The organism is Streptomyces sp. NPDC047072 (genome assembly GCF_040643855.1).
In the GTDB taxonomy this organism is placed as follows: Bacteria; Actinomycetota; Actinomycetes; order Streptomycetales; family Streptomycetaceae; genus Streptomyces.
This window is the reverse complement of record NZ_JBEYVC010000008.1, coordinates 73,867-97,890: the sequence shown is the minus strand read 5'-3', so window position 1 is coordinate 97,890 and position 24,024 is coordinate 73,867. Positions and strand designations below refer to the sequence as shown.

The 24,024-nt window shown below is 71.5% G+C and carries 18 protein-coding genes; 15 read left to right on the top strand and 3 right to left on the bottom strand.

What is annotated here, in order from left to right:
• Window positions 1-2 precede the first annotated feature (2 nt).
• The 6 genes from ligA to gatB all read left to right on the top strand — a co-directional run bounded on the left by ligA (window position 3) and on the right by gatB (window position 8,385).
• Window positions 3-2,195 (top strand): NAD-dependent DNA ligase LigA, encoded by a 2,193-nt coding sequence (ligA, locus tag ABZ896_RS05780; RefSeq protein WP_360922487.1) that lies wholly within the window; start codon window positions 3-5, stop codon window positions 2,193-2,195.
• Window positions 2,196-2,400: 205 nt separating this feature from the next.
• Window positions 2,401-4,641 (top strand): bifunctional diguanylate cyclase/phosphodiesterase, encoded by a 2,241-nt coding sequence (locus ABZ896_RS05775; RefSeq protein ID WP_360922484.1) that lies wholly within the window; start codon window positions 2,401-2,403, stop codon window positions 4,639-4,641.
• A gap of 173 nt (window positions 4,642-4,814) precedes the next feature.
• Complete coding sequence (gene gatC, locus ABZ896_RS05770; RefSeq protein ID WP_007384860.1) at window positions 4,815-5,111, top strand: Asp-tRNA(Asn)/Glu-tRNA(Gln) amidotransferase subunit GatC; 297 nt, start codon at window positions 4,815-4,817, stop codon at window positions 5,109-5,111.
• A gap of 5 nt (window positions 5,112-5,116) precedes the next feature.
• The gene (gatA, locus tag ABZ896_RS05765; RefSeq protein ID WP_360922481.1) at window positions 5,117-6,619 is read left to right on the top strand and encodes an Asp-tRNA(Asn)/Glu-tRNA(Gln) amidotransferase subunit GatA; all 1,503 of its coding nucleotides are present in this window, start codon (window positions 5,117-5,119) and stop codon (window positions 6,617-6,619) included.
• Window positions 6,616-6,855: a hypothetical protein gene (locus ABZ896_RS05760; RefSeq protein ID WP_360922478.1), complete on the top strand. Its 240-nt coding sequence runs from the start codon at window positions 6,616-6,618 to the stop codon at window positions 6,853-6,855. Before gatA ends, ABZ896_RS05760 begins: the two co-directional genes overlap by 4 nt.
• Window positions 6,856-6,870: 15 nt before the next feature.
• Entirely contained in the window at window positions 6,871-8,385 is a 1,515-nt protein-coding gene (gene gatB, locus ABZ896_RS05755) for an Asp-tRNA(Asn)/Glu-tRNA(Gln) amidotransferase subunit GatB (protein WP_360922475.1), read from the top strand.
• A 51-nt stretch (window positions 8,386-8,436) separates the two neighbouring features.
• Here the strand turns inward: gatB and ABZ896_RS05750 are convergent, their stop codons facing one another.
• Window positions 8,437-9,216, bottom strand: a complete 780-nt coding sequence (locus tag ABZ896_RS05750) for a methyltransferase domain-containing protein (RefSeq protein ID WP_360922472.1) — start codon at window positions 9,214-9,216, stop codon at window positions 8,437-8,439.
• A gap of 97 nt (window positions 9,217-9,313) precedes the next feature.
• Here ABZ896_RS05750 and ABZ896_RS05745 point away from each other — a divergent pair, with 97 nt between their 5' ends.
• The 7 genes from ABZ896_RS05745 to ABZ896_RS05715 all read left to right on the top strand — a co-directional run bounded on the left by ABZ896_RS05745 (window position 9,314) and on the right by ABZ896_RS05715 (window position 17,001).
• A complete protein-coding gene (locus ABZ896_RS05745) occupies window positions 9,314-9,631 on the top strand; it encodes a hypothetical protein (RefSeq protein ID WP_360922469.1) in 318 nt (105 codons plus the stop codon).
• Between the two features lie 172 nt (window positions 9,632-9,803).
• Entirely contained in the window at window positions 9,804-12,038 is a 2,235-nt protein-coding gene (locus tag ABZ896_RS05740; RefSeq protein ID WP_360922466.1) for an MMPL family transporter, read from the top strand.
• Window positions 12,016-12,591: a GNAT family protein gene (locus ABZ896_RS05735; RefSeq protein WP_360922463.1), complete on the top strand. Its 576-nt coding sequence runs from the start codon at window positions 12,016-12,018 to the stop codon at window positions 12,589-12,591. The genes ABZ896_RS05740 and ABZ896_RS05735 overlap by 23 nt, the downstream gene beginning before the upstream one ends.
• A 35-nt stretch (window positions 12,592-12,626) precedes the next feature.
• Window positions 12,627-13,202 (top strand): hypothetical protein, encoded by a 576-nt coding sequence (locus ABZ896_RS05730; protein ID WP_360922460.1) that lies wholly within the window; start codon window positions 12,627-12,629, stop codon window positions 13,200-13,202.
• A gap of 196 nt (window positions 13,203-13,398) precedes the next feature.
• A complete protein-coding gene (locus tag ABZ896_RS05725) occupies window positions 13,399-13,617 on the top strand; it encodes a hypothetical protein (RefSeq protein ID WP_360922457.1) in 219 nt (72 codons plus the stop codon).
• Window positions 13,618-13,676: 59 nt separating this feature from the next.
• On the top strand, window positions 13,677-16,742 hold the full coding sequence (locus ABZ896_RS05720) for an AAA family ATPase (RefSeq protein WP_360922454.1): 3,066 nt from the start codon (window positions 13,677-13,679) through the stop codon (window positions 16,740-16,742).
• 46 nt (window positions 16,743-16,788) lie between these two features.
• Window positions 16,789-17,001 (top strand): DUF6191 domain-containing protein, encoded by a 213-nt coding sequence (locus ABZ896_RS05715; protein ID WP_360922451.1) that lies wholly within the window; start codon window positions 16,789-16,791, stop codon window positions 16,999-17,001.
• Here the strand turns inward: ABZ896_RS05715 and ABZ896_RS05710 are convergent.
• Both ABZ896_RS05710 and ABZ896_RS05705 read right to left on the bottom strand, forming a co-directional pair.
• A complete protein-coding gene (locus ABZ896_RS05710; RefSeq protein WP_360922448.1) occupies window positions 16,994-18,175 on the bottom strand; it encodes a PQQ-dependent sugar dehydrogenase in 1,182 nt (393 codons plus the stop codon). The two genes, ABZ896_RS05715 and ABZ896_RS05710, sit on opposite strands and share 8 nt — an antisense overlap.
• Before the next feature lie 270 nt (window positions 18,176-18,445).
• On the bottom strand, window positions 18,446-19,444 hold the full coding sequence (locus ABZ896_RS05705; RefSeq protein ID WP_360922446.1) for an aldo/keto reductase: 999 nt from the start codon (window positions 19,442-19,444) through the stop codon (window positions 18,446-18,448).
• A gap of 75 nt (window positions 19,445-19,519) precedes the next feature.
• Between ABZ896_RS05705 and ABZ896_RS05700 the strand changes: the two genes are divergently transcribed.
• On the top strand, window positions 19,520-20,461 hold the full coding sequence (locus ABZ896_RS05700; protein WP_360922443.1) for a 2-hydroxyacid dehydrogenase: 942 nt from the start codon (window positions 19,520-19,522) through the stop codon (window positions 20,459-20,461).
• A gap of 407 nt (window positions 20,462-20,868) precedes the next feature.
• Window positions 20,869-23,856: an EAL domain-containing protein gene (locus ABZ896_RS05695; RefSeq protein ID WP_360922440.1), complete on the top strand. Its 2,988-nt coding sequence runs from the start codon at window positions 20,869-20,871 to the stop codon at window positions 23,854-23,856.
• Window positions 23,857-24,024: the final 168 nt, after the last annotated feature.

Sequence of the window (24,024 nt, the reverse complement as noted above, 5' to 3'; positions counted from 1 at the left end):
CGGTGGCCGGCGACAGGCAAGCGGAGACGACAGTGCCCGCGGAGGCACGGGAGAAGCACGCGCAGCTCGCTGAGCAGATCGAGGAGCACCGCTTCCGGTACTACGTGAACGACGCCCCGGTCATCAGCGACGCGGACTTCGACAAGCTGCTGCGCACGCTGGAGGCGCTGGAGGAGGAGTACCCCGAGCTGCGCACCCCGGACTCGCCGACCCAGAAGGTCGCGGGGGCGTACGAGACGGAGTTCACGGCGGTCCAGCACCGCTCCCGCATGCTCTCCCTGGACAACGCCTTCAGCGACGAGGAGCTGGCGGCCTGGGCGGAGCGCGTCGCCAAGGACGTCGGCACCACCGACTACCACCTGCTGTGCGAGCTGAAGGTCGACGGCCTCGCCGTCAACCTCACCTACGAGCACGGCAGGCTGACCCGCGCGGCCACCCGCGGCGACGGCCGCACCGGCGAGGACATCACGCCCAACGTCCGTACGATCGCCGAGATCCCGGACCGCCTGACCGGCGACAAGGTCCCCGACCTCGTGGAGATCCGCGGCGAGGTCTACTTCCCGATGGAGAAGTTCGAGGAGCTCAACGCCCGTCTGGTCGAGGCCGGCGACAAGCCCTTCGCCAACCCGCGCAACGCGGCGGCGGGTTCGCTGCGCCAGAAGGACCCGCGCGTCACCGCCACCCGCCCCCTCCACATGGTCGTGCACGGCATCGGCGCCCTGGAGGGCTTCGACGGCATGACCCGCCTCTCCGAGGGCTACGACCTCCTCAAGTCCTGGGGCCTGCCCACCGCCAAGCACAACAAGGTGGTCGACGGGCTCGACGGTGTGCGGGAGTTCATCGCGTACTTCGGCGAGAACCGCCACTCCGTGGAGCACGAGATCGACGGCGCGGTCGTCAAGCTGGACGAGATCCCGCTCCAGGGAAGGCTCGGCTCCACCTCCCGCGCCCCTCGCTGGGCCATCGCGTACAAGTACGCGCCGGAGGAGGTCAACACCAAGCTCGTCAACATCCGCGTGGGCGTGGGCCGTACGGGCCGGGTCACGCCGTACGCCCAGGTCGAGCCGGTGACGGTGGCCGGCTCCGAGGTGGAGTTCGCGACCCTGCACAACCAGGACGTCGTCAAGGCCAAGGGCGTGCTCATCGGGGACACCGTGGTGCTGCGCAAGGCCGGTGACGTCATCCCCGAGATCCTCGGCCCGGTGGTCGACCTGCGCGACGGCAGCGAGCGCGAGTTCGTGATGCCGAGCGAGTGCCCCGAGTGCGGTACGGCCCTGCGGCCCATGAAGGAGGCGGACGTCGACCTGCGCTGCCCCAACGCCCGCACCTGCCCGGCCCAGTTGCGTGAGCGCCTGTTCTACCTCGCGGGCCGCAAGTCCCTGGACATCGAGCACTTCGGGTATGTCGCCGCGGCCGCGCTCACCAAGCCGCTGGAGCCCTCGGACCCGCCGCTGACCGACGAGGGCGACCTGTTCGACCTCACCATCGAGCGGCTGCTGCCCATCAAGGCGTACGTCCTCGACCAGGACTCCGGTCTGCCCAAGCGGGACCCGAAGACCGGCGAGGAGAAGATCGCCACGGTCTTCGCCAACCAGCAGGGCGAGGCCAAGAAGAACGCCACGGCCATGCTGGAGAACATCGCGGCCGCCAAGGAGCGCCCGCTCGCCCGCGTCCTGACCGGCCTGTCGATCCGCCATGTCGGCCCGGTCGCCGCCGAGGCGCTGGCGCGCAACTTCCGCTCCATCGACCGTATCGAGCAGGCGAGCGAGGAGGAGCTGGCGAACACCGACGGCGTCGGCCCGATCATCGCCACCTCCCTCAAGGAGTGGTTCGCGGAGGACTGGCACCAGGAGATCCTGCGCAAGTGGAAGGCGGCCGGCGTCCGGATGGAGGAGGAGGGCTCCGGGGAGGACGAGGGCCCGCGTCCGCTCGAAGGACTGACCGTCGTCGTGACCGGCACGCTCGAACGCTTCACCCGGGACGGGGCCAAGGAGGCGCTCCAGACCAGAGGAGCGAAAGTGACCGGTTCTGTTTCGAAGAAGACGTCTTTCGTCGTTGTGGGTGACAATCCTGGTTCCAAGTACGACAAGGCGATGCAACTCAAGGTGCCCGTTCTGAACGAGGACGGCTTCACCGTCCTGCTGGAACAGGGCCCCGAGGCGGCCGCGGATGTGGCGCTTCCCACGGAGGAGTAGCGAGGAGCGGCGGTTGAAGGCCACCCGATCGGCGCATACCAGATGCATACGGGTGGCCGGGGCGCATTCGGGCAACCGTCGACGACCGCTGCCCGTGGAAGCCTTCTGCGGCCTACTGTTGAGATGTGCGCCTGCCGTGCCCAGGGTTGTTGTCGGGTGAACGGGCCGCGTGGCGTGGGCACCGCCGGCTGTGAGAGGGACGGGAATGGAACCGACCGAGAGCGCCGCCCCGGACTCACGGCTGCGCCTGCGCCGGCTGGTCGGCGCATGGCGGGCGAGCCGGTGGACCGGGTGGCCTTCGGAGCACGAGGGCACGGCGGGGCGCCCCGCCGCAGCGCACACCGCGACCGCCGGTCCCGGTGCCGCGCAGCTCACCGCCGACCGTGTCCCCGGACTGCCGGGCTCCGAAGCCGACCGGCAGCCGTCCTGGCCCGCGCTGCCGGCCACGGTCGTCGGAGCGGCCGCCTTCGTGCTGGGCGCGGGCTTCTACCGGGCGTTCACCGGCAGCCACGCCCTCTTCCCGTCCGGCACGGTCGGCTGGGCGCTGGCCGTGCTGACCGGTGTCATCGTCGGCCATCTGGTCGCCCTCGGCCGGGCCCGCTGGTGGGGCGGCACCGGCTCCGGCGCCGCCCTCACTCTCGCCGTCCTGCTGCTGTACGGCTGGGTGCCCGCCGGAATGGTCAGCCTCACCGTCGTCCTGCTGGTCGGCATAGCCAGGCGCCACCGCTGGCGGCAGGGCATCCTGCACGGCGCGGTGGACATCCTCGGCATAGCCGCGGGCGCCCTGGTGCTCGGGATGTTCGGCAAGTCGCCGTCCGTCGAGACCCCCTGGAACCCCGACACCTGGAGTTTCTACACCGGCCCCGAGGTCATGCTGGTCGCGGCCGCCTATCTCGCGGTCACCCGCGTCCTGGGCTGGTACCTGCACACCTCGCGGCACGCGGGTCTGCCCACCATGGCCCGTACCGCCCTGGTCAGACAGGGCCTGGTCGCGGTCGCGCTGCTCGGGATCGCCCCGCTGGTCTGCGTGGTCGCCACCGCCAAGCCCCTGCTGCTCCCGCTCTTCGCGATCCCGCTCATCGCCCTCGACTCCACCCTGTGGATGGCCCGGGCCCGCGCCGAGGAGCAGCTGCGCGACCCGCTGACCGGACTGCCCAACCGGCAGTGGCTCCTGGAGCGCATCTGGACCGCCCTGGACGACGCCGAACGCATCGGCGCCCGGGCCGCGCTCATGCTCATCGACCTCGACCGCTTCCGGTCGGTCAACGACACCCTGGGCCACCTCGCCGGCGACCGGCTCCTCCTCCAGATCGCCGACCGGCTGCGCGTCGCCCTGCCGCGCGGGGCGGAGGCGGCCCGGCTCGGCGGTGACGAGTTCGCCGTCTTACTGCCGGTCGCCGACTCCACGACCTCCGCGACCCGGGTCGCCCGCAACCTCGTCGCCGCGCTCAGCTCCCCGCTCGACCTCGACGGGCTCACCCTCGTCCTGGAGGCCAGCGCCGGGGTCGCCGTCTTCCCCGACCACGCCCTGGACGCCGAGGGGCTGCTGCGGCGCGCGGACGTGGCGATGTACCAGGCGAAACGCGACCGTACGGGCGTGGAGGTGTACGAGTCCAAGCGGGACTCCAACACCCCGGACCGGCTCGGCCTGCTCGGCGATCTGCGCCGGGCGCTGGACGCGCACGAGGTGCAGCTGCACTACCAGCCCAAGGTTCGCTTCGACGGACAGGTGGCCGGTCTTGAGGCGCTGGTGCGGTGGGTGCACCCCGAGCGCGGGAAGGTTCCGCCGGACGAGTTCATCGCGATCGCCGAGTCCTCCGGGCTGATGCCGCATCTCACCGAGTACGTGCTGGACACGGCACTCGCGCAGGTCGCCCAGTGGCGGGCGCAGGGGCTCCAGGTGCCGGTGGCGGTCAACGTCTCGCCGCGCGATGTGCACACCCCCGGGTTCGCCGGCTCGGTCGCCGCGCGCCTTGCCCGTCACGGCGTTCCCGCGGGAGCGCTCCAACTGGAGATCACCGAGCACGTCCTGCTGGAGGACCCCTCGCGGGCGGCGGACACGCTCGCGGCCCTCACCGGCCACGGCGTGAAGATGTCCCTGGACGACTTCGGCACCGGCTACTCCTCGCTGGTCCACCTGCGCCGCCTCCCCGTCAGCGAACTGAAGATCGACCGCTCCTTCGTGGCCAAGCTGGCCGTCGACACCGAGGACGCGGAGATCGTCCGCTGCACGGTCGACCTCGCCCACTCCCTGGGCCTCCTGGTCGTGGCCGAGGGCGTCGAGGACGACGAGACCTGGGAACGCCTGCGGGACATGGGCTGCGACGCCGTACAGGGCTGGCTGGTGGCCGCGGCGATGCCACCGGAGGAGACGACGGCGTGGCTGCGGGCGCGGGGGTCGCGGGGCTGGCAGCGGCCAAGGGCAGCACTGCCTGCGGCGGAGTGAACGCCCCGTAGGGGCGCACAGGGGCGCGGGGAACTGCGCGACAAGCCACGACGTACCCGCGGCCGCTCCACGACGGACTCGGGCACCCCCTTGCGAATCCGTTTAACAGCCAGAGGCCACCGCGCCATAGGATTGGCCCCAAACCACACACACTCACCCCAGAGGATCGCTGCATGCCTGGCATCACGCGCGAGGAGGTCGCTCACCTCGCACGGCTGGCGCGTCTGGAGCTGAAGCCCGAAGAGCTCGAGCACTTCGCGGGACAGCTGGACGACATCATCGGCGCGGTCGCACGCGTCAGTGAGGTCGCCGACCAAGACGTACCGCCGACCTCGCACCCGCTCCCGCTGACGAACGTCATGCGGGCGGACGAGGTCCGTCCCTCGCTCACCCCCGAGCAGGCGCTCTCCGGCGCCCCGGCCCAGGAGCAGCAGCGTTTCAAGGTGCCGCAGATCCTGGGGGAGGACTGATCGCCATGACGGACCACGTCACCATCATCAAGCTGACCGCCGCCGAGACCGCCGCGAAGATCGCTTCCGGTGAGCTCACGGCCGTGCAGGTCGCCGAGGCCCACCTGGCCCGGATCGAGGCCGTCGACGAGAAGGTGCACGCCTTCCTGCACGTCGACCGCGAGGGCGCCCTCGCGCAGGCCCGTGCCGTCGACGAGAAGCGGGAGAGGGGCGAGAAGCTCGGCCCGCTGGCCGGCGTCCCGCTCGCGCTGAAGGACATCTTCACCACCGAGGGCATCCCGACGACCGTCGGTTCGAAGATCCTCGAGGGCTGGATCCCGCCGTACGACGCGACCCTCACCAAGAAGCTGAAGGCCGCCGACGTCGTCATCCTCGGCAAGACCAACATGGACGAGTTCGCCATGGGGTCCTCGACCGAGAACAGCGCCTATGGCCCGACCGGCAACCCCTGGGACCTCACCCGGATCCCCGGCGGCTCCGGCGGCGGTTCCTCCGCGGCGCTCGCCGCGCACATGGCGCCCCTCGCCATCGGCACCGACACCGGCGGCTCCATCCGCCAGCCGGCCGCCGTCACCGGCACGGTCGGCGTCAAGCCGACCTACGGCGCGGTCTCCCGCTACGGCATGGTCGCCTTCTCCAGCTCCCTCGACCAGGGCGGCCCCTGCGCCCGTACGGTCCTGGACGCGGCCCTGCTCCACGAGGTCATCGCCGGACACGACCCGCTGGACTCGACGTCGATCGACGCGCCGGTCCCGCCGGTCGTCGAGGCCGCCCGCAACGGCAGCGTCGAGGGCATGCGCGTCGGTGTCGTCAAGCAGTTCCGCGGCGAGGGCTACCAGGCCGGCGTCATCCAGCGGTTCGACGAGTCCGTGGCGCTGCTGAAGGACCTCGGCGCCGAGATCGTCGAGCTGGACTGCCCGTCCTTCGACCTCGCGCTCTCCGCGTACTACCTCATCGCACCGAGTGAGTGTTCGAGCAACCTCGCCCGCTTCGACGGCCTGCGTTACGGCCTCCGTACCGGCGACGACGGCACCAACTCAGCCGAGGCGGTCACCTCCCTCACCCGGGCGGAGGGCTTCGGCCCCGAGGTCAAGCGCCGGATCATGCTCGGCACGTACGCCCTGTCGAGCGGCTACTACGACGCGTACTACGGCTCCGCCCAGAAGGTCCGTACGCTCATCACGCGCGACTTCGAGAAGGCGTTCGAGCAGGTCGACGTGATCGTCTCCCCGACGACCCCGACCACCGCCTTCCCGATCGGCGAGCGTGCCGACGACCCGATGGCGATGTACCTCGCGGACCTCTGCACCATTCCGACCAACCTCGCGGGCAACTCGGCCATGTCGCTGCCCTGCGGTCTCGCCCCGGAGGACAACCTCCCGGTCGGACTCCAGATCATCGCCCCGGCCCTGAAGGACGACCGCCTCTACAAGGTCGGCGCCGCCGTCGAGGCCGCCTTCGTGGAAAGGTGGGGCCACCCGCTCCTGGAGGAGGCACCGTCGCTGTGAGCAAGCTGACCAAGGCGAAGGACTTCAAGAAGTCCAAGTCCGGTACGTACCTGTCCATCGCCACCACGGCGTTCGGCGCCATCGGTGTCGCCAAGCGGCTCAAGAAGGCGCGCGCCGAGAGCGACACGCTGGTCATGATCGACGCGACCGTGGCCGCCGTCGCCGTCGTCACCGGCCTCGCCGTCCTGTACCGCGAGCTGAAGCGGCTGGGCGACGACGACGTCCTGTTGGGCTGAGAGGGAAGTAACACCGTGACCACCACGACCGACCTGGTGTCGTACGAGGACGCACTCGCGTCGTACGACCCCGTCATGGGCCTTGAGGTCCATGTCGAACTCGGCACCAAGACCAAGATGTTCTGCGGCTGTTCGACCGAACTCGGCCAGGACGCCAACACGCAGACCTGCCCCACCTGCCTCGGCCTGCCCGGCGCGCTCCCGGTCGTCAACGCGATCGGCATCGAGTCGGCCATCAAGATCGGTCTCGCGCTGAACTGCGAGATCGCCGAGTGGTGCCGCTTCGCCCGGAAGAACTACTTCTATCCGGACATGCCGAAGAACTTCCAGACCTCCCAGTACGACGAGCCGATCGCCTTCAACGGCTACCTCGACGTGCAGCTGGAGGACGGCGAGACCTTCCGGGTGGAGATCGAGCGCGCCCACATGGAGGAGGACACCGGCAAGTCGACGCACGTCGGCGGCGCCACCGGCCGTATCCACGGCGCGTCCCACTCCCTGCTGGACTACAACCGCGCCGGCATCCCGCTCATCGAGATCGTCACCAAGCCGATCGAGGGCGCGGGCGAGCGCGCTCCCGAGGTCGCGCGGGCGTACGTCCGTGAGCTGCGCGAGGTCATCAAGGCGCTCGGCGTCTCCGAGGCCCGCATGGAGATGGGCCAGATGCGCTGCGACGTGAACCTGTCGCTGCGCCCGCACGGCCGTGAGAAGTTCGGCACCCGCAGTGAGACCAAGAACGTCAACTCGCTGCGTTCCGTGGAGCGCGCGGCCCGTTTCGAGATCCAGCGGCACGCGGCCGTCCTGTCGTCTGGCGGGACGATCATCCAGGAGACCCGGCACTTCCACGAGGACACGGGGTCCACGACCTCGGGCCGCGTGAAGGAGGAGGCCGAGGACTACCGGTACTTCCCCGAGCCGGACCTCGTGCCGGTGGCCCCGTCCCGCGAGTGGGTCGAGGAACTCCGGGCCGGGCTGCCCGAGTTGCCGCTGGCCCGCCGCAACCGCCTGGTCGCGGAGTGGGGCATCACTGCCCTCGACATGCAGGCGATCCTCAACGCCGGCGCCCTGGACCTGATCGTCGCCACGATCGACGCCGGTGCCGACGCGGCCTCCGCCCGCAAGTGGTGGATGGGTGAACTCGCGCGCAGCGCCAACGAGTCCGGCAAGGCGCTCGACGAACTGGCCATCACCCCGGCGCAGGTCGCCCGGGTGACCGAGCTGGTCTCGAAGGGCGACCTCAACGACAAGCTGGCCCGCCAGGTCATCGAAGGCGTCCTCGCGGGCGAAGGCACCCCGGACGAGGTCGTCGACAAGCGCGGCCTGAAGGTCGTCTCCGACGAGGGTGCCCTCGGCACCGCCGTCGACGAGGCCATCGCCGGCAACCCGGGCATCGCCGACAAGATCCGCTCCGGGAAGGTGGCCGCGGCCGGCGCCCTGGTCGGCGCGGTCATGAAGGCGACCCGCGGTCAGGCCGACGCGGCCCGCGTCAAGGAGCTGATCCTGGAGAAGCTGGGCGTCAGCGAGGGCTGAGCCAGAGCGCCGAGTACGGCCCCGGAGGACATGTCCTCCGGGGCCGTAGCGCTACTTACGGCGTCCTACGAGCCGTACGAAACCGAGCGTCCGGCCCTCGTCGGCGCGGACCATCTCGCCGACCTCGCGGGCCATCGTGCGATGGAACTCCTCGGGGCTCTCCTCGGCGATCACATCGCACCACAGCAGCCAGTCCCGCCAGCCGTCCGGCTGCCAGTCGGCGGCCTCCACCTCGACGGTTCCGCCACGGGTCCAGTGGCGCCGCCACCAGTCGGCGGTGTGGAAGCACCAGAAGTCGGGCTGCCACCACTGCTTGAGGTGCTCCGGCGGCTCGGTGCCCTCGATCTCCTCCTTGAGCGCCGGTACGACGATCCCGATCCGCCCGCCCGGCTTGAGCAGCCGGGTCAGCGTGGGCAGGTAGAGGTCGTCGGTGCCGAAGTACTGGTACGCGTCGATGGAGACGATCGCGTCGAAGCTCGCCTCGGCGAACGGCAGGTCGTGCGCCTCGGTGTGCACGGGCAGCACCCGGTCGGCGAAACCGGCCTCGGCGATGCGCTTCGCGTTCTCGTCGGGCTTGACCCACAGGTCGGCGGCGGTGACCTGGACGTCGTACTCCCTGGCCAGGAAGACCGAGGTCATCGCGCGGCCGCAGCCCAGGTCGAGCACGCGGGCGCAGGGGCGCAGGGTGTCCAGGCCCAGGGCGGGCGCGAGCCACTCCAGCAGCCACAGCGCGTTCGGGCCCATCTGGTTCTCGACGACCCAGCGGGCGTCGTAGCTGTTGCTGCGGGGGTAGCGGGCCTGGGTCAGCCGCTGGGCGAGGTCGTCTGGCATCGGTGAGCGGGCTCCTTGGATCCTGAGAGGCGGTGTGAGATACGGAGGAGCTCTGTCGGACGCTCAAACACAGAGGGACAGGCTACGCTCGCCCGCCATGAACGGTCCTGCGAATTCCGAGCCGTCCGGCATACAGTCCGGCATACAGGAGGAGTACGACGACCAGGTGCTGGACGCCCGGCGGGCCCGCTGGACGGCCTTCGGCACCGGCGCCCTGCTCGCCCTCGTCGGCCTGGCCGCGTCGGCGCTCCGCCTCAGCGGCTCCGCCCCCACCCTGGTCCCGGCCGCCTACGCCTTCGGCGCCGCGGTCTGTGCGCTCGCGGCGGTCCTGGGCTCCCGTGGGCGGACCCGCAGAGCCCTGTGGCTGCTGATCGCGGGTGTGATGGTGATGGCGCTCGGAGACCAGTTCGACTGATGTGACAGAGTCATCGTTACTGTCCTGTGATCTGCCTCCCACTCCCGTGATTAAGCCCACGAACGGCTTAAACGATCATTTCTGCCTGCAAGAGTGGTTCACGCATTGCTCATGCGTTCTTTGCGGGCTGTTCCCGGTCAAAGATCCACAATTCACCCCTGGGAGCAGCTACGTGGCAGCCCTCGCGCGCTGGTGTGTCCGACGACGGCTCCTCGTCGTCCTCCTGTGGCTCGTCGCCCTCGCCGGTGTGAGCACGGCCGCCGCCCTGACCGGCTCGGCGTACTCCAACGACTACGAGGTCCCCGGCACCGAGTCCGGCCGCGCCACCCAGCTGCTCGAAGAGGGCTTCCCGAGCCTCGGCGGGGACAGCGACAGCGTTGTCTGGAAGGTCGACTCGGGTTCGGTCCGGGACGCCGACGTCGAACAGACGATGACCCAGACCCTGGACGAGATCTCCGAGCTGCCGGGCGTGGCCGCCGTCGTCAGCCCCTACGACACCGCGGGCACCGGCCAGATCAGCGCCGACGGGCACACCGCGTACGCGACCGTCGTCTTCGCCTCCTCCGCCGAGAACATCGACAAGTCCGAGGCGCAGGCCGTGGTCAAGGCGGCCAAGGGCGCCGCGGCCGACGGGCTCCAGGTGGAGCTGGGCGGCAGCGCCGTCGCCCTGACCGAGTCCTCCGGCGGGCATCTCGCCGAGGTGGTCGGCGTGCTGGTCGCCGCGCTCGTGCTGTTCCTGGCCTTCGGCTCGCTCGCCGCCTCGCTGCTGCCCATCGCCACCGCGCTGGTCGGCGTCGGCACCGCGTACGCCGGGATCGGGCTGCTCGGACACGCCATGACCGTCGCCGACTTCGCCCCCATGCTCGGCATGCTGGTCGGCCTCGGCGTGGGCATCGACTACGCCCTGTTCATCGTCACCCGGCACCGGCGCGGACTCAAGCGCGGCCTGGGCGTCGCCGAGTCCATCGAGAACGCCGTCACCACGACCGGGCGCGCGGTCGTCTTCGCGGGTGCCACGGTGTGCATCGCCCTCCTCGGGATGCTGATCCTGCGGCTCGGCTTCCTCAACGGCGTCGCGATCGCCGCCTGTCTGACCGTCGTCCTGACCGTCGCCGCCTCCGTGACCCTGCTGCCCGCCCTGCTCTCCCTCATCGGCATGCGCGCCCTCAGCCGCCGCGAGCGCCGCCGCCTCGCCGAGCACGGGCCCGAGCCGGAGCTGCCGACCGGGTTCGCCCACCGCTGGTCGGCCTTCGTCGAACGGCACCCCAAGCTGCTCGGCGCGCTCGCCCTGGTCGTCATCACCGTCCTCGCCCTGCCCACCCTGGGTCTGCGCCTCGGCACCTCCGACCAGGGCAACGACCCGAAGTCCTCGACCACCCGGCAGGCGTACGACCTCCTCGCCGACGGCTTCGGCCCCGGCGTCAACGGCCCCCTCACGCTGGTGACACGAGTCGACGGCGGCGAGGACAAGCTCCTGCTCGACAACCTCGACGCCACCATCCGCACCACCGACGGCATCGCCTCGGTGACCCCGGTGACCTACAACACCTCGGGCGACATCGCCTACTTCACGATCGTCCCCGAGTCGTCCCCGCAGTCCCGGCAGACCAGTGACCTCGTCGACCGGCTGCGCACCGAGGTGCTCCCGCGCGCCGAGACCGGCACCTCCCTCGACATCCACGTCGGCGGGATGACAGCGTCGTACGACGACTTCGCGGACGTCATCGTCGGCAAGCTGCCCCTGTTCGTCGGCGTCGTCATCGGCCTCGGCTGTCTGCTGCTCCTGCTCGCCTTCCGCTCCGTCGGCATCCCGCTGAAGGCCGCCGCGATGAACGTCGCCGCCGTGGCCGCCGCCTTCGGGGTCGTCGTCGCGGTCTTCCAGTGGGGCTGGGGGAGCGAGATGCTCGGCCTCGGCCGCGCGGGCCCGATCGAGCCCTTCCTGCCCGTGATCATGGTCTCCGTCCTCTTCGGGCTCTCCATGGACTACCAGGTCTTCCTGGTCAGCCGGATGTACGAGGAGTGGCTGGAGACCGGCGACAACCGGCGGGCCGTCCGCGTCGGCCTCGCCGAGACCAGCCGCGTCATCAACTCCGCCGCGGTCATCATGATCTCCGTCTTCCTCGCCTTCGTCCTCAGCGGCGACCGCGTGATCGCCATGTTCGGCATCGCGCTCGCCGCCGCCGTGGCGCTCGACGCCTTCGTCCTGCGTACGTTGCTGGTGCCCGCCCTCATGCACCTGCTCGGCGGCGCCAACTGGTGGCTGCCGGGCTGGCTGGACCGCCGGATGCCCCGCATCAGCATCGAGCCGCCGGAGTGCCGGGCCGCGCATGAGAGGCTCACGGACGTCGTGGCGGAACTGGAGCTGGAGAAGGAGCAACGGGGCGATGTACGCGATATCCCTGGGTGACGACGGAGCCGAGCTGCGGCCGCTGGAGCCGTGGCACGCGGAGGAGTTCCTGGCCAACCTGGAGCGCGGCCGGGAGTTCATCGGACAGTTCATCCCCTTCGGCGCGCAGGTCGTCGACGTGCCGTCCGCCCGGGAGGCGCTCCAGCGGTACGCGCGGATGCGGGTCGACGACACCGGCGGCTACCACGGCATCTGGCTGGACGGAAAGCTCGTCGGCGGGGTGCTCACCCTCAACTTCGACGCGGCGAGCGGCAATTGCGAGGTCGGCTGCTGGCTGGAGCCCGCCGCCACCGGCCGCGGACTGATCACCCGCGCGATGCGGATCCTCGTCGACTGGGCGGTGGAGGAGCGCGGCATCCACCGGATCGAATGGGTCGCCGCCTCGGGGAACACCCCCAGCCTGAACGTGGCCCGGTGCCTGGGCATGACCCGCGATGGTGTCCGCCGGGAGGCGCACCCCTATGGTGGCCTACGGCATGACTTGGAGGTGTGGTCGATCCTCGCCCCCGAATGGCGCGCGGCACGCGCGCGTGCCCCGCGCAACGATCATTAAGACGCCTCTCAGACAGGATCCGTACGGTGCCGGACATGGGAACGAAGACAGCTGACGAGACCGACGCCGAAAAGGTGGACGTCACCAAGACCGACGAGGTGACCGAGGCCGAGGAGACCGAGGCCACGGACCAGGACACCGAGGACACCGAGGGAACCGACGAGACCGACGACGTCGTCGAGGCCGGCGACGGGAACGAGGCCGCCGGCTCGGCCGGTGTCGCCCAGGGTGCCGCCGCCGTCGTCGCGGCCGTGCTCGGATTCGTCTCGCTCAGCGGCAGCTGGGTCGGCACCATCGCCTCCGCGCGCCAGGAGCTGGTCGGCCAGCTGCACGCGCAGACCGCGACCTCCTCCAGCGTCGCCAAGCTCCTCGACGAGGGCTACTACGACGCCTGGCACGCCACCGCGCTGTGGGCCGGCATCTTCGCGCTGCTCGGCCTGATCGTCGGCGTGGTCGTGCTGGTCCGCCCCGCGTTCGGCGCCCCCGGCAGGCCGCAGGCCGCCTGGATCAAGTCCGTCGCCTGGGGCGGTGTCGTCCTCGGTGTCATCGGCCTGCTCCTGGCCGTCCTCAAGTACACCGACCTCCTGCTCGGCACGGTCTCCACGAGCTGAATCGACGCAGGTCCTGAGGGGTCTTAGGCCGTCCGTAAGCACCTTACGGACGTACCTGAGGCCCCTCAGGCGCGTCTAAGGCCCCCGTGAGCCGCCAAGATGCGGAACTCTCCCGATGTGGCGCACCCCCCTGGGAGACGAAGGTTGAGGCATCGCAAGAAGCGAAGCCGAAACCGACGCTCCGAGGGGACACACCATGCATTTCGACTACGAGCTCTCCCAGATCCGTAACGCCGAGCTGCTCCGCCAGGCCGAGCAGGAGCGCCTCGCCCGCGAGGTCCGGCGCGGCCGCCGTGCCGCCCGCCGTGAAGCCGCGGAAGGCACCGCGGATGGGGGTACCTCCCAGGCTTTTGGCACTGGGGGAGAATCGCATACCGGCCGCCCTTGGCGGCAGCGGTTCCTGCGCACCGCGTGAGCGTCACCGCGGCACCCGGCGCTGCGAAAACGGGTGCCGCGCTGTCGTACCCCCGTGCGATGCTCGGGCCTGTGGAGATGAGGTCCGTCAGTCCGGTGTTCGTCGGCCGCGCCGACGAGTTGGACGTCCTGAACGACGCGCTCGCCCGTGCCGCCGCGGGCGAGCCGCAGGCGTTGCTGCTCGGCGGGGAGGCGGGCGTCGGCAAGACCCGGCTCGTCGAGGAGTTCACCACCGCCGCCTGCCGGCAGGGCGCGGTCGTCGCCGTCGGCGGCTGCGTGGAGATCGGCGCCGACGGACTGCCCTTCGCCCCCTTCTCCACCGCCCTGCGCGCCCTGCGCCGCGCCCTGCCCGCCGAACTGGCCGCGGCGGCCGCGGGCCAGGAGGAGGAACTGGCCCGGCTGCTGCCCGAGCTGGGCGAGGCCGTCACCGCCCGCGGCAGCGGCCGGCACGACGAGGAGAGCATGGCCCGGCTCTTCGAACTCACCGCCCGCCTGCTGGAGCGGGTCGCCGCCGACCGCACCGTCGTCGTCGCCCTGGAGGACCTGCACTGGGCCGACGCCTCCACCCGCCACCTCCTCTCCTTCCTCTTCCGCACCCTGCGCACCGGCCGCCTGGTCGTCCTCGCCACCTACCGAGCCGACGACATCCACCGCCGCCACCCGCTGCGCCCCCTGCTCGCCGAACTCGACCGGCTGCGCACCGTCCGCCGCGTCGAACTCGGCCGCTTCAACCGGGACGAGGTCTGCCGCCAGATCGCCGGCATCCTCGCCACCGAACCCGACCCCGCCCAGGTCGACGACATCTTCGAACGCTCCGACGGCAACGCCTTCTTCGTCGAGGAACTCGCCGTCTGCGCCACCGAGGGCTGCGGCACCGGCCTCACCGACTCCCTGCGCGACCTCCTCCTGGTCCGCGTCGAGTCGCTGCCCGAGACCACCCAGCGGGTCGCCCGGATCGTCGCCGAGGGCGGCTCCACCGTGGAATACCGGCTGCTCGCCGCGGTCGCGCAGCTCGCCGAGGACGACCTCATCGAGGCGCTGCGGGCCGCCGTGAACGCCAACATCCTCACCCCCGCGCCCGACGGCGACGGCTACCGCTTCCGGCACTCCCTGGTCCGCGAGGCCGTCGCCGACGACCTGCTGCCCGGCGAGCGCTCCCGCCTCAACCGCCGCTACGCCGAAGCCCTGGAGGCCGACCCCGCGCTCGTCCCGGCCGCCGAGCGGGTCATGCGGCTGGCCAGCTACTGGTACCACGCCCACGACGCCGCGAAGGCCCTGCCCGTCGTCCTGGAGGCCTCCGTCGCCGCCCGCCGCCGGCACGCCTACTCCGAGCAACTCCGGCTCCTGGAACGCGCGATGGAGCTGTGGGACACCGTCCCCGAGGACGTCCGCGCCGCCCTGCGCCCCGTCGACTACACCGAGGTCTACCCTCCCTGCGGCTGCGACCCCGCCACCACCCCGCTGCGCTACCTCGACCTGATGGCCGAGGCCGCCGTCGCCGGCCGGCTGGGCGGCGAACGCGAACGCGCCCTGAAGATCATCAAGCGGGCGCTGCACCTGCTGGAGGAGGACGGCGACCCGCTGCGCGCCGCCTGGTTCTGGGTCCAGCGCTCCCATCTGATCCAGGCCCAGGCCCGCGGCGACGGCTGGGCCGAACTGGCCGCCGCCGAGGACCTGGTCCGCGGCCTGCCGCCCTCCGAGGTGCACGCCGAGGTCCTCGCCAACGTCGCCAACTGGTCGATGGTGCACGTCCCCGGCCCCGAGGCCCTCACGGCCGCCGAACGCGCCGTGGAGTACGCCCGCATGGTCGGCGCCCGCGAGATCGAGATGAACGCGCGCCTCACCCTCGCCGGCCTCGCGGTCGAGTCCGGCAGCGTCGAGACCGGACTCGACGAGATGTACGAGGTCCTGCGGCAGACCGTCGAGGACGGCATCCCCAGCGTCGCCAGCCGCGCCTACGTCAACCTCCCCTCCGCCCTCGAAGGCATCGGCCGCTCCCGGGAGGCCGTGGAGATCATGCAGGAGGGTCTCGCCCACGCCCGCCGGCACGGCCTCTCCGACAAGGAGGCCTGGATCTGGGGCAATCTCGCCGAGTCCTCCTACACCCTCGGCCACTGGGACCGGGCCGCCGAAGCCGCCTCCCAGGCCGAACGCGTCGGCCAGAGCGCCAAACCCCGCGGCTTCCACGCCGTGAACCGGGCGATGCTCTGCCTGGCCCGCGGTGAACTCGCCGAGGCCAGAAGCCATCTGACCGCCGCCCTCGGCTACTTCGGCGCCCACGACCAGGCCCCGCAGCGCGACCTTCCCCTCGCCGACATCACCATCGGCCTCACCGCCGCCGAGGGTCGCCTCCTGGACGCCCGGGCCACCCTCGAACGCGTCCTCGACACCGGCTTCCCGCCCGGCACCCAGCGCTACGCCTGGCCCCTGCTGCTCACCGCCGCCACCATGGAGGCCGACGCCCTCGGCCTGTCCGTCGCCGACCAGGACCGCGCCAGGATCCTCGCCCGCATCCGCGAGGCCGCCAAGCCGCTCGTCACCCACGCCCCCGTCTGGCAGGCCTACGAGGGCTGGGTCCGCGCCGAACTGCTGCGCGCCGAGCACGCCGGCACCCCCGACGACTGGTGCGCGCTCGTCACCGCCTTCGAGCCGCTCGAACGGCCCTACGAACTCGCCCGCGTCCGCCACCGCCTCGCCGAGGCCCTGCTGACGGCACCCGGAGCCGACCAGCCCGACCGCGACCGCGCCACCGAGCTGCTGCGCCTCGCCCACGCCGCCGCCGACCACCTCGGCGCCCGGCCCCTGGCCGACGCGGTCGCCCTGCTCGCCCAGCGCGCCCGCCTCACCCTGACCGCGGCCCCGGCCTCCGCCGCCGACGAACCCGACGACCCGGTCCGCACCCTCGGCCTCACCGGCCGCGAACGCGACGTCCTGCGCCTGGTCGCCCGCGGCCACAGCAACCGCCGGATAGCCGAGGAACTCTTCATCTCCCCGAAGACGGCCAGCGTCCATGTCTCGAACATCCTCGCCAAGCTCGGCGTCTCCGGCCGGGGTGAGGCGGCGGCGGTCGCCCACCGCCTCGGCCTCTTCCCCGCGGAGGCTCTCCAGGCGCCCGGCGCGGGGTGAGGCGTACGGTGGAGACGACCGGCCCTGGGGAGGCTTTGTGTTCAACATGTTCGAGGAACTGTTCGCACCTGGTCGCAAACACACCAACGACGAGCGCAGGCGACTGGAGCTGACCCGGGTGGACGTCGGCGACGGCGACCCGGGGCGCGGACCGATAGACCTCGCCTCCGGGAAGGTGGTCGTACGGCTGCCCAAACCGGAGTCGGAGCCGGAGTCGGACGAGGACGCCCAGGGCGCGGGAGAAGCCGCCGCTAGCTGACCTGTATCTCCAGGATCCTGTCGTCGCCGTCCTTCGGGCTGCCGCGCCCGTCCGTGTTGCTGGTGACCAGCCACAGCTTGTCGCCGCCCGCCGATACCACCGTGCGCAGCCGGCCGTACTCGCCCTTCAGGAAGGCCTGGGGGTCGGCGGACGCCTCGGTGCCCTTCAACGGGATGCGCCACAGGCGCTGGCCCTTGAGCCCCGCCATCCAGATCGAGCCCTCGGCGTAGGCGATGCCGCTGGGGGAGGCGTCGTCGGTGTGCCACTGGGCGATCGGGTTCTGGAACTTCTTGTCGTCGGACTTGCCCTCGGCGTCCGGCCAGCCGTAGTTGCCGCCCGGCTTGATCGCGTTCAGTTCGTCCCAGGTGTCCTGGCCGAACTCCGAGGCGAACAGGCGCTGTTTGGAGTCCCAGGCCAGGCCCTGCACATTGCGGTGGCCGTAGGAGTAGACGGGGGAGCCGGGGAAGGGGTTGCCCGGGGCCGGCTCGCCCTCCGGGGTCAGGCGCAGGATCTTGCCGCCGAGGGACTTGGTGTCCTGGGACAGGCCGGTGTTGCCGCTCTCGCCCGTGCCCGCGTAGAGCATGCCGTCGGGGCCGAAGGCGATCCGGCCGCCGTTGTGGATGTAGCCCTTGGGGATGCCCTTGAAGAGGGTGTCGGGGGCGCCGAGCTGGTCGCCGGAGGGCTTCTGCTCGTCGTAGATCATCCGGACGATGCGGTTGTCCGAGGCCGAGGTGAAGTACGCGTAGACCATGTGGTCCGAGGCGTAGTCCGGGGACAGGGCGATGCCCAGCAGGCCGCCCTCGCCGGCCGCCGAGACGCCGGAGACCTCGCCCAGCTCCGTCTTCTTGCCCGACTTCTCGTCGACCCGGGTGATGGTGCCGTCGTCCCGGGAGGAGACCAGCAGGTCGCCGTCGGGCAGGGGGGCCAGGCCCCAGGGGGTCTTCAGGTCCTCGGCGACCGTGCGCAGCACCTTCACCGAGCCCTTCGCGGGCGGGGGCTCGTCGGCGGCCTGCTGGGTGGGGGAGGAGGGGGCGGTACCGCCTGCGGACGCGGTGCTCTCGGTGGCTCCTCCGCCGTCGCCCGAGGAGCCCGAGGAATCCGATGAGCAGCCGGCCGTCAGCACGAGGGCGGCGGTGGCCAACACGGCCGACACAGCTCGACGTTGCACGATCATGGTCCCTTCGAAGCGGCGGGTTCTACCTGTCATACACCGCTCGTGCCTCACAGGTTCCCGATCTCAGGCGGGGGATGCGCGAAGGCGCCCCTCTCGGCCGGTCCCAGCCCGTCTCGGCCGGTTCCAGGCCCAAGACCGCAGGCTTGGTCGCACGGCCGTCGGCGTCGGTCCTGCGACTGCCGGTTTCAGCTCAACGACCGCCCGGCGTCAGTCCTGCGACCGCCGGTTTCAGCTCCACGACCCCCGGCCTCAGCCCCGCGACCCCCGACCTCAGTCCCAAGACCCCCGCGCCGCCGGCAGCCCCGCCACCTCCGCCCGGTCCTCCGCCGTCAGCCGCAACCCGGCCGCCGCCGCGTTCTCCGTGACCCAGCGCTCCTGCTTGGTGCCCGGGACCGGGACTATGTGCGGGCCCTGGGCGAGCACCCAGGCCAGTGCCACCTGGGCCGCGGTCACGTCCTCCCCGTGCCGTGCGGCGACGCGGCGCAGGCCGGCCACGATCGGCTGGTTCGCGGCCATCATCTCGGCGGTGAAGCGGGGATGGCGGGCGCGCACGTCGTCCGGTTCGAACCCCTCGCCGGGAGTGAGTGTGCCGGTCAGGAAGCCGTTGCCCAGCGGCATCGCCGCCAGGAAGCCGATCCCGCGCGCCGCGCACCACGGCAGCAGCGTCTCCAGCGCCTCCGGCGACCACACCGACAGCTCGGCCTCCACCGCGCTCACCGGGAAGACCTGCTGGACCCGCCGCAGTTGGCGGATCGTCGCGTCGTACAGCCGGGTCCCCGAGCGGCGGCCGCCCCGCGCCCCCATCGCGCACAGCCCCAACGCCCGTACCTTTCCGGCCTGGACGAGTTCCGCCATTGCGCCCCAGGTCTCCTCGACCGGGACCTCGGGATCCTCGCGGTGCAGCTGGTAGAGGTCGATCACATCGGTCTGCAACCGGCGCAGGGACGCGTCACAGGCCCTTCTCACATAGCCGGGGCGGCCGTTGGCCACGATGTGCTGCTCGCCCACCAGCAGGCCGACCTTGGTCGAGACGAACGCGTCCCCGCGCCGCTCCTTCAACACTCGCCCCACCAGCAGCTCGTTGGTGAACGGGCCGTACATGTCGGCGGTGTCCAGCAGCGTCGAGCCCAGGTCGAGCGCCCGGTGCACGGCCCTGACCGACTCGTCGCCGCGCTGCCGCGACCCGTTGTACGCCCAGCTCATCGGCATGCATCCGAGTCCGACGGCTCCCACCGCGAGCGCCGCCGCGCCGATAGTCCTGGCCTCCACCTGCCCGTGACCCTCCCTCTTCCGGCCCCCAACCTAACCTCTGCGCCCTCAACCGCCTGACATAGCCTCCTGACCATGACTGCTGACGTTTGGCTGCCCATCCCGCCCGAGGACATCGAGGGACTGCCCGCGGGCCCGAACTACCGCTTCTGGGACGGTGCCGAGGACTTCCCGGCGGATCCCGCCGAGTGCGCCTACTACGTCGTCCCCTACATGAAGCCCCTGGACGTCGTCCTGCGGCCGATGCCGCACCTGAGTTCCGTACAGGTCGTGCAGACGCTGTCGGCCGGCGTCGACAACGTGCTGCCGGGGCTGAAGGACCTGCCCGACGGCGTACGGCTGTGCAACGCGCGCGGTGTGCACGAGGCCAGCACCGCCGAGCTCACGCTCGCCCTGATCCTCGCCTCGCTGCGCGGCATCCCCGACTTCGTGCGGGCCCAGGACAAGGGGGAGTGGCGCGGCGGGTTCCGGCCCGCGCTCGCCGACAAGAACGTGCTCGTCGTGGGCTACGGCTCCATCGGCGCCGCCATCGAGGACCGGCTCGTGCCCTTCGAGGTCGCGCGGGTGGTGCGCGTCGCGCGCTCCGCGCGCACCACGGAGCGCGGCCCGGTGCATCCGCTCACCGACCTGCCCGCCCTGCTCCCCGACGCGGACGTCGTCGTCCTGTCCACTCCTCTCACCGACGCCACCCGGCATCTGGCCGACGCCGACTTCCTGGCCCGTATGAAGGACGGCGCCCTGCTGGTGAACGTGGCCCGCGGTCCCGTCGTCGACACCAAGGCCCTGCTCGCGGAGCTGGAGACCGGACGCCTCACCGCGGCCCTCGACGTCACCGACCCCGAACCGCTGCCCGCGGGCCACCCCCTGTGGCAGGCGCCGGGTGTCCTCATCAGCCCGCACGTCGGAGGACCCACCTCCGCCTTCCGGCCGCGCGCCGAGCGCCTGTTGGTGGACCAACTGAACCGTTTCGTGAACCGGGAGCCGTTGCGGAACGTGATCCTTACGACGGGCGCGTAATCCGTTTCGGGCACCCTCCGCAACCTCTCGGACGCGGTCCGTGCCCGCATCCGTCCTGGTCGTCACTGAGCGTAGAGGAACTATGTCCCTGAGTGACGAGACTGGTGTATCGTCCCGACAGGGGCTGCGCCGCGCACCGTTCGGCGCCGGGGATGACATTGCAGACTGTGAGGGGGGCGACGGGCGATGCACGGCCTATGGACGAACGATCCGACGCGGCGGGGCCGCCGGCGGCGACCCTGGCACACCAGCGCGCGCAGACGAGGCCGCCATGCCGGTCACGGCGGCCATCACCATCCACACCACCACAGTCCTCACCACCGCAGGCACAGCAGCCGCAGGAGGCATGCGCACCCGGTCCACCCGGAGTCCCGGGACCCCGGCGCGGCGCGGACCGGGAGGGCCCGGTGACCTCGCCCCCGCCTCCCCTGACCACCGTCGACGGGGCACTGCGGGCCCGGTCCGCGCGGGGGGCACTGCCCTCCCGCCCGCCTCTCTCCGGCAGCGGACCGAGCCTGGTCCACCAGCTCCTGCTCGCCCTGGTCTGCGCGGGATACGCCGTCGGTTCCGCGCTCGGCTGGGGCTCGGAGAAAGCCGCCCAGATCATGGGTGACTTCGGGCTGAGCGCCGCGGCGGGCATCGCCGCGGTCTCCTGCTTCCTCTACGCCCGCTCCCGCCGTGTCCGCTTTCGACCCGCCTGGCTGCTCTTCGCGCTCTCCTCGGCGATGGCGGCCCTCGGCAATCTCATCTGGGGGTGGTACGAGGTCGTCCTGAACGAGCAGGTGCCCACCCCGAGTTGGGCCGACCCGTTCTTCCTGTGCTTCGCGCCGCCCGCCATCGTGGGCCTGCTCGTGCTCGCCAAGCGACCGGTGACGAGGGCGGGTTGGGTCTGCCTGGGCCTGGACGCCTGGCTCATCGGCGGTTCGCTGGTCACCCTGTCCTGGAGTCTCGCGCTCGCCCACGCGGCGAAGACCGACGGACCCAGCGTGACCGGCACCGCGCTCTCCCTGGCGTACCCGCTGCTGGACATCGCGCTGGTCAGCATGGTGCTCGCGCTGCACTTCCGGCGCTCGGCGGTCAACCGTTCCGCGGTCAACACCGCGATCGGCGCCCTCGCCCTGACCGTGATGTGCGACGCCCTGTTCACATCGCCGCTGGTGCAGAACGGCTACCGCTCGGGCCAGTTGCTGGACGCGGGCTGGTTCGCCGGCTCCCTGCTCCTCGCGTACGCCCCCTGGGCCGCACCCCGGCATCCGGAGGGCGACCGGCAGCGCCCGGCCGGGCACACGCGCGTGGTGCACGAGCACCTGCCCCGGCAGCACCCCGGGATCCACCGCCACCCGTCCGCGCAGGGCGGCGACCAGAGCCGGTATCCGGCCACCCGGCCGATCACCGGATCACTGGCCGCCCTCACGCCCTATCTGGCGGCCGCCGTCTGCACGCTGGGGATCCTCTACAACGTCCTCAACGGCCACAACGTCTCCCGCGTGGTGCTGCTCACCGGCGGCACCGTCGTCCTCGCCCTCGTGGTGCGCCAGGGCATCATGCTGCTCGACAACATCACCCTCACCCAGGAACTGGCGCAGAAGGAGAACCACTTCCGCTCCCTGGTGCAGGGCTCCAGCGACGTCATCATGATCGCCGCGCCCAACGGCATCCTCCGGTACGTCTCCCCGGCCGCCGCCGGGGTCTACGGCCGCCCCGCCGAGGACCTCGTAGGCACCGAACTGGCCGGACTCATCCACCCGGAGGACCTGGGCTGCGTGGTGCACGAGGTGCGCCGCTTCCTCGCCGCCAGCCCCCTCGAAGAACCCACCACCCGCATCGAGTGCCGCTTCCGGTCCGGCGACGGCGGCTGGCTCAACGTCGAGTCCACCGTCAACCGCCACCACGGCGGCCTCATCTTCAACAGCCGGGACGTGACCGAGCGAGTGCGCCTGCAGGCGCAGCTCCAGCACAACGCCGAGCACGACCCGCTGACCGACCTGCCCAACCGCGCCCTGTTCACCCAGCGCGTCCAGCACGCGCTGTCCGGCCGCCGCACCTCCGACCGCGGCACCGCCGTCCTCTTCATCGACCTGGACGGCTTCAAGGCCGTCAACGACACGATCGGGCACCAGGCCGGGGACGAACTGCTCGTCCAGGCCGCCCGCAGACTCCAGGACGCGGTCCGGCACGGCGACACCGCCTCCCGGCTGGGCGGGGACGAGTTCGCCGCCCTGATCGTCGGGGACGGCACCCGCGACCGCACCGCCCGCGAAGGCCACATCCTGGAGCTCGCCGACCGCCTCAGGCTCACCCTCTCCCAGCCCTACCTCATCGGCGGCAACGATGTCCGGGTCGCCGCCTCCATCGGCGTCGCCTTCGCCGAGCCGGGGCTCGGGGCCGGTGAGATCCTGCGCAACGCCGACCTGGCCATGTACCGCGCCAAGGCGGGCGGCAAGGGCCGCGTCGAGCTGTACGCCCCACAGATGCAGCAGGACGTCGTACGCAAGGCGGAGCTGGCCACGCGTCTGCGGGCCGCGCTGCACGACGGCGAGTTCGCGCTGCTGCACCAGCCCGTCGTCAGCCTGGAGGACGGCCGGATCACGTCGGTCACCGCGCAGGCGCGCTGGCGGTCCTCGCAAGGGGTGCTCTTCACCCCCGCCGAGTTCCTGCGGGTGGCCGAGGACAGCGACAAGACGCAGGAGCTGGGGCGCTGGATCCTGGAGGAGGCCGTCGAACAGGCCGCCGAGCGGGCCGCCAATGGGCTCACCGTGCCCGTGGCGGTGCGGATGAGCGCCCAGCGGCTGCTGGACCGCTCGCTGCCGCTCGGCTCCGTCGAGGCGCTGCTGACCCGCCACGGGCTGCCCTCCGGCGCGCTGATGATCGAGCTGTCCGACACCGATCCCCGGGTCTCCCTGGACGAGCTGGAGCGCCGGCTGACCGCGATCCGGCGCGTCGGGGTCCGGATCGCCCTGGACGGCTTCGGCAGCGGCTACGCGGCGATCACCGCGCTGCGCAGACTCCCCGTCGACGTGCTGAAGCTCGACCGCGGTCTGGTCGAGGGCGTCGTCGAGTCCGCCCGGCTGTACAAGATCACCAGTGGGCTGCTGCGGATCGCCGGCGACCTCGGGCTCCAGTCCGTCGCCGACGGCGTGGATCTGCCGGAGCAGGTGGTCGCGTTGCGTGCGATGGGCTGTACGCACGGACAGGGCATGGCGTTCTCCGGCCCGCTCGACGAGTACCGGCTGCGCCGGGCGCTCGCCTCGGGGTGCTATCCGGTGCCGCACGGACCGGCCGAGCCCGCGTTCGCGGGCGGCGGCGCGGGGGTGTACACCGGAGGTATGACCGCGGTGCTCGGAGGCGGGACGACCCTCCGCTCACATAATGAGACTCCCGTCCCACCCACTTGACAGTGAGTGCGTGCCGGGGGGAGGGTCAGTGCCATGCGCACCCGAATTCTCGTACTTGGAAAGCGCGTCGGCTGACGCTGAGCCACGATCGCTCAGCGACCCCACCCGGCGCGCTCCCCTCGCTTGCCTTTTGGCACGAGGGGTTTTTTGTTGTCCAGCTTCACCGCA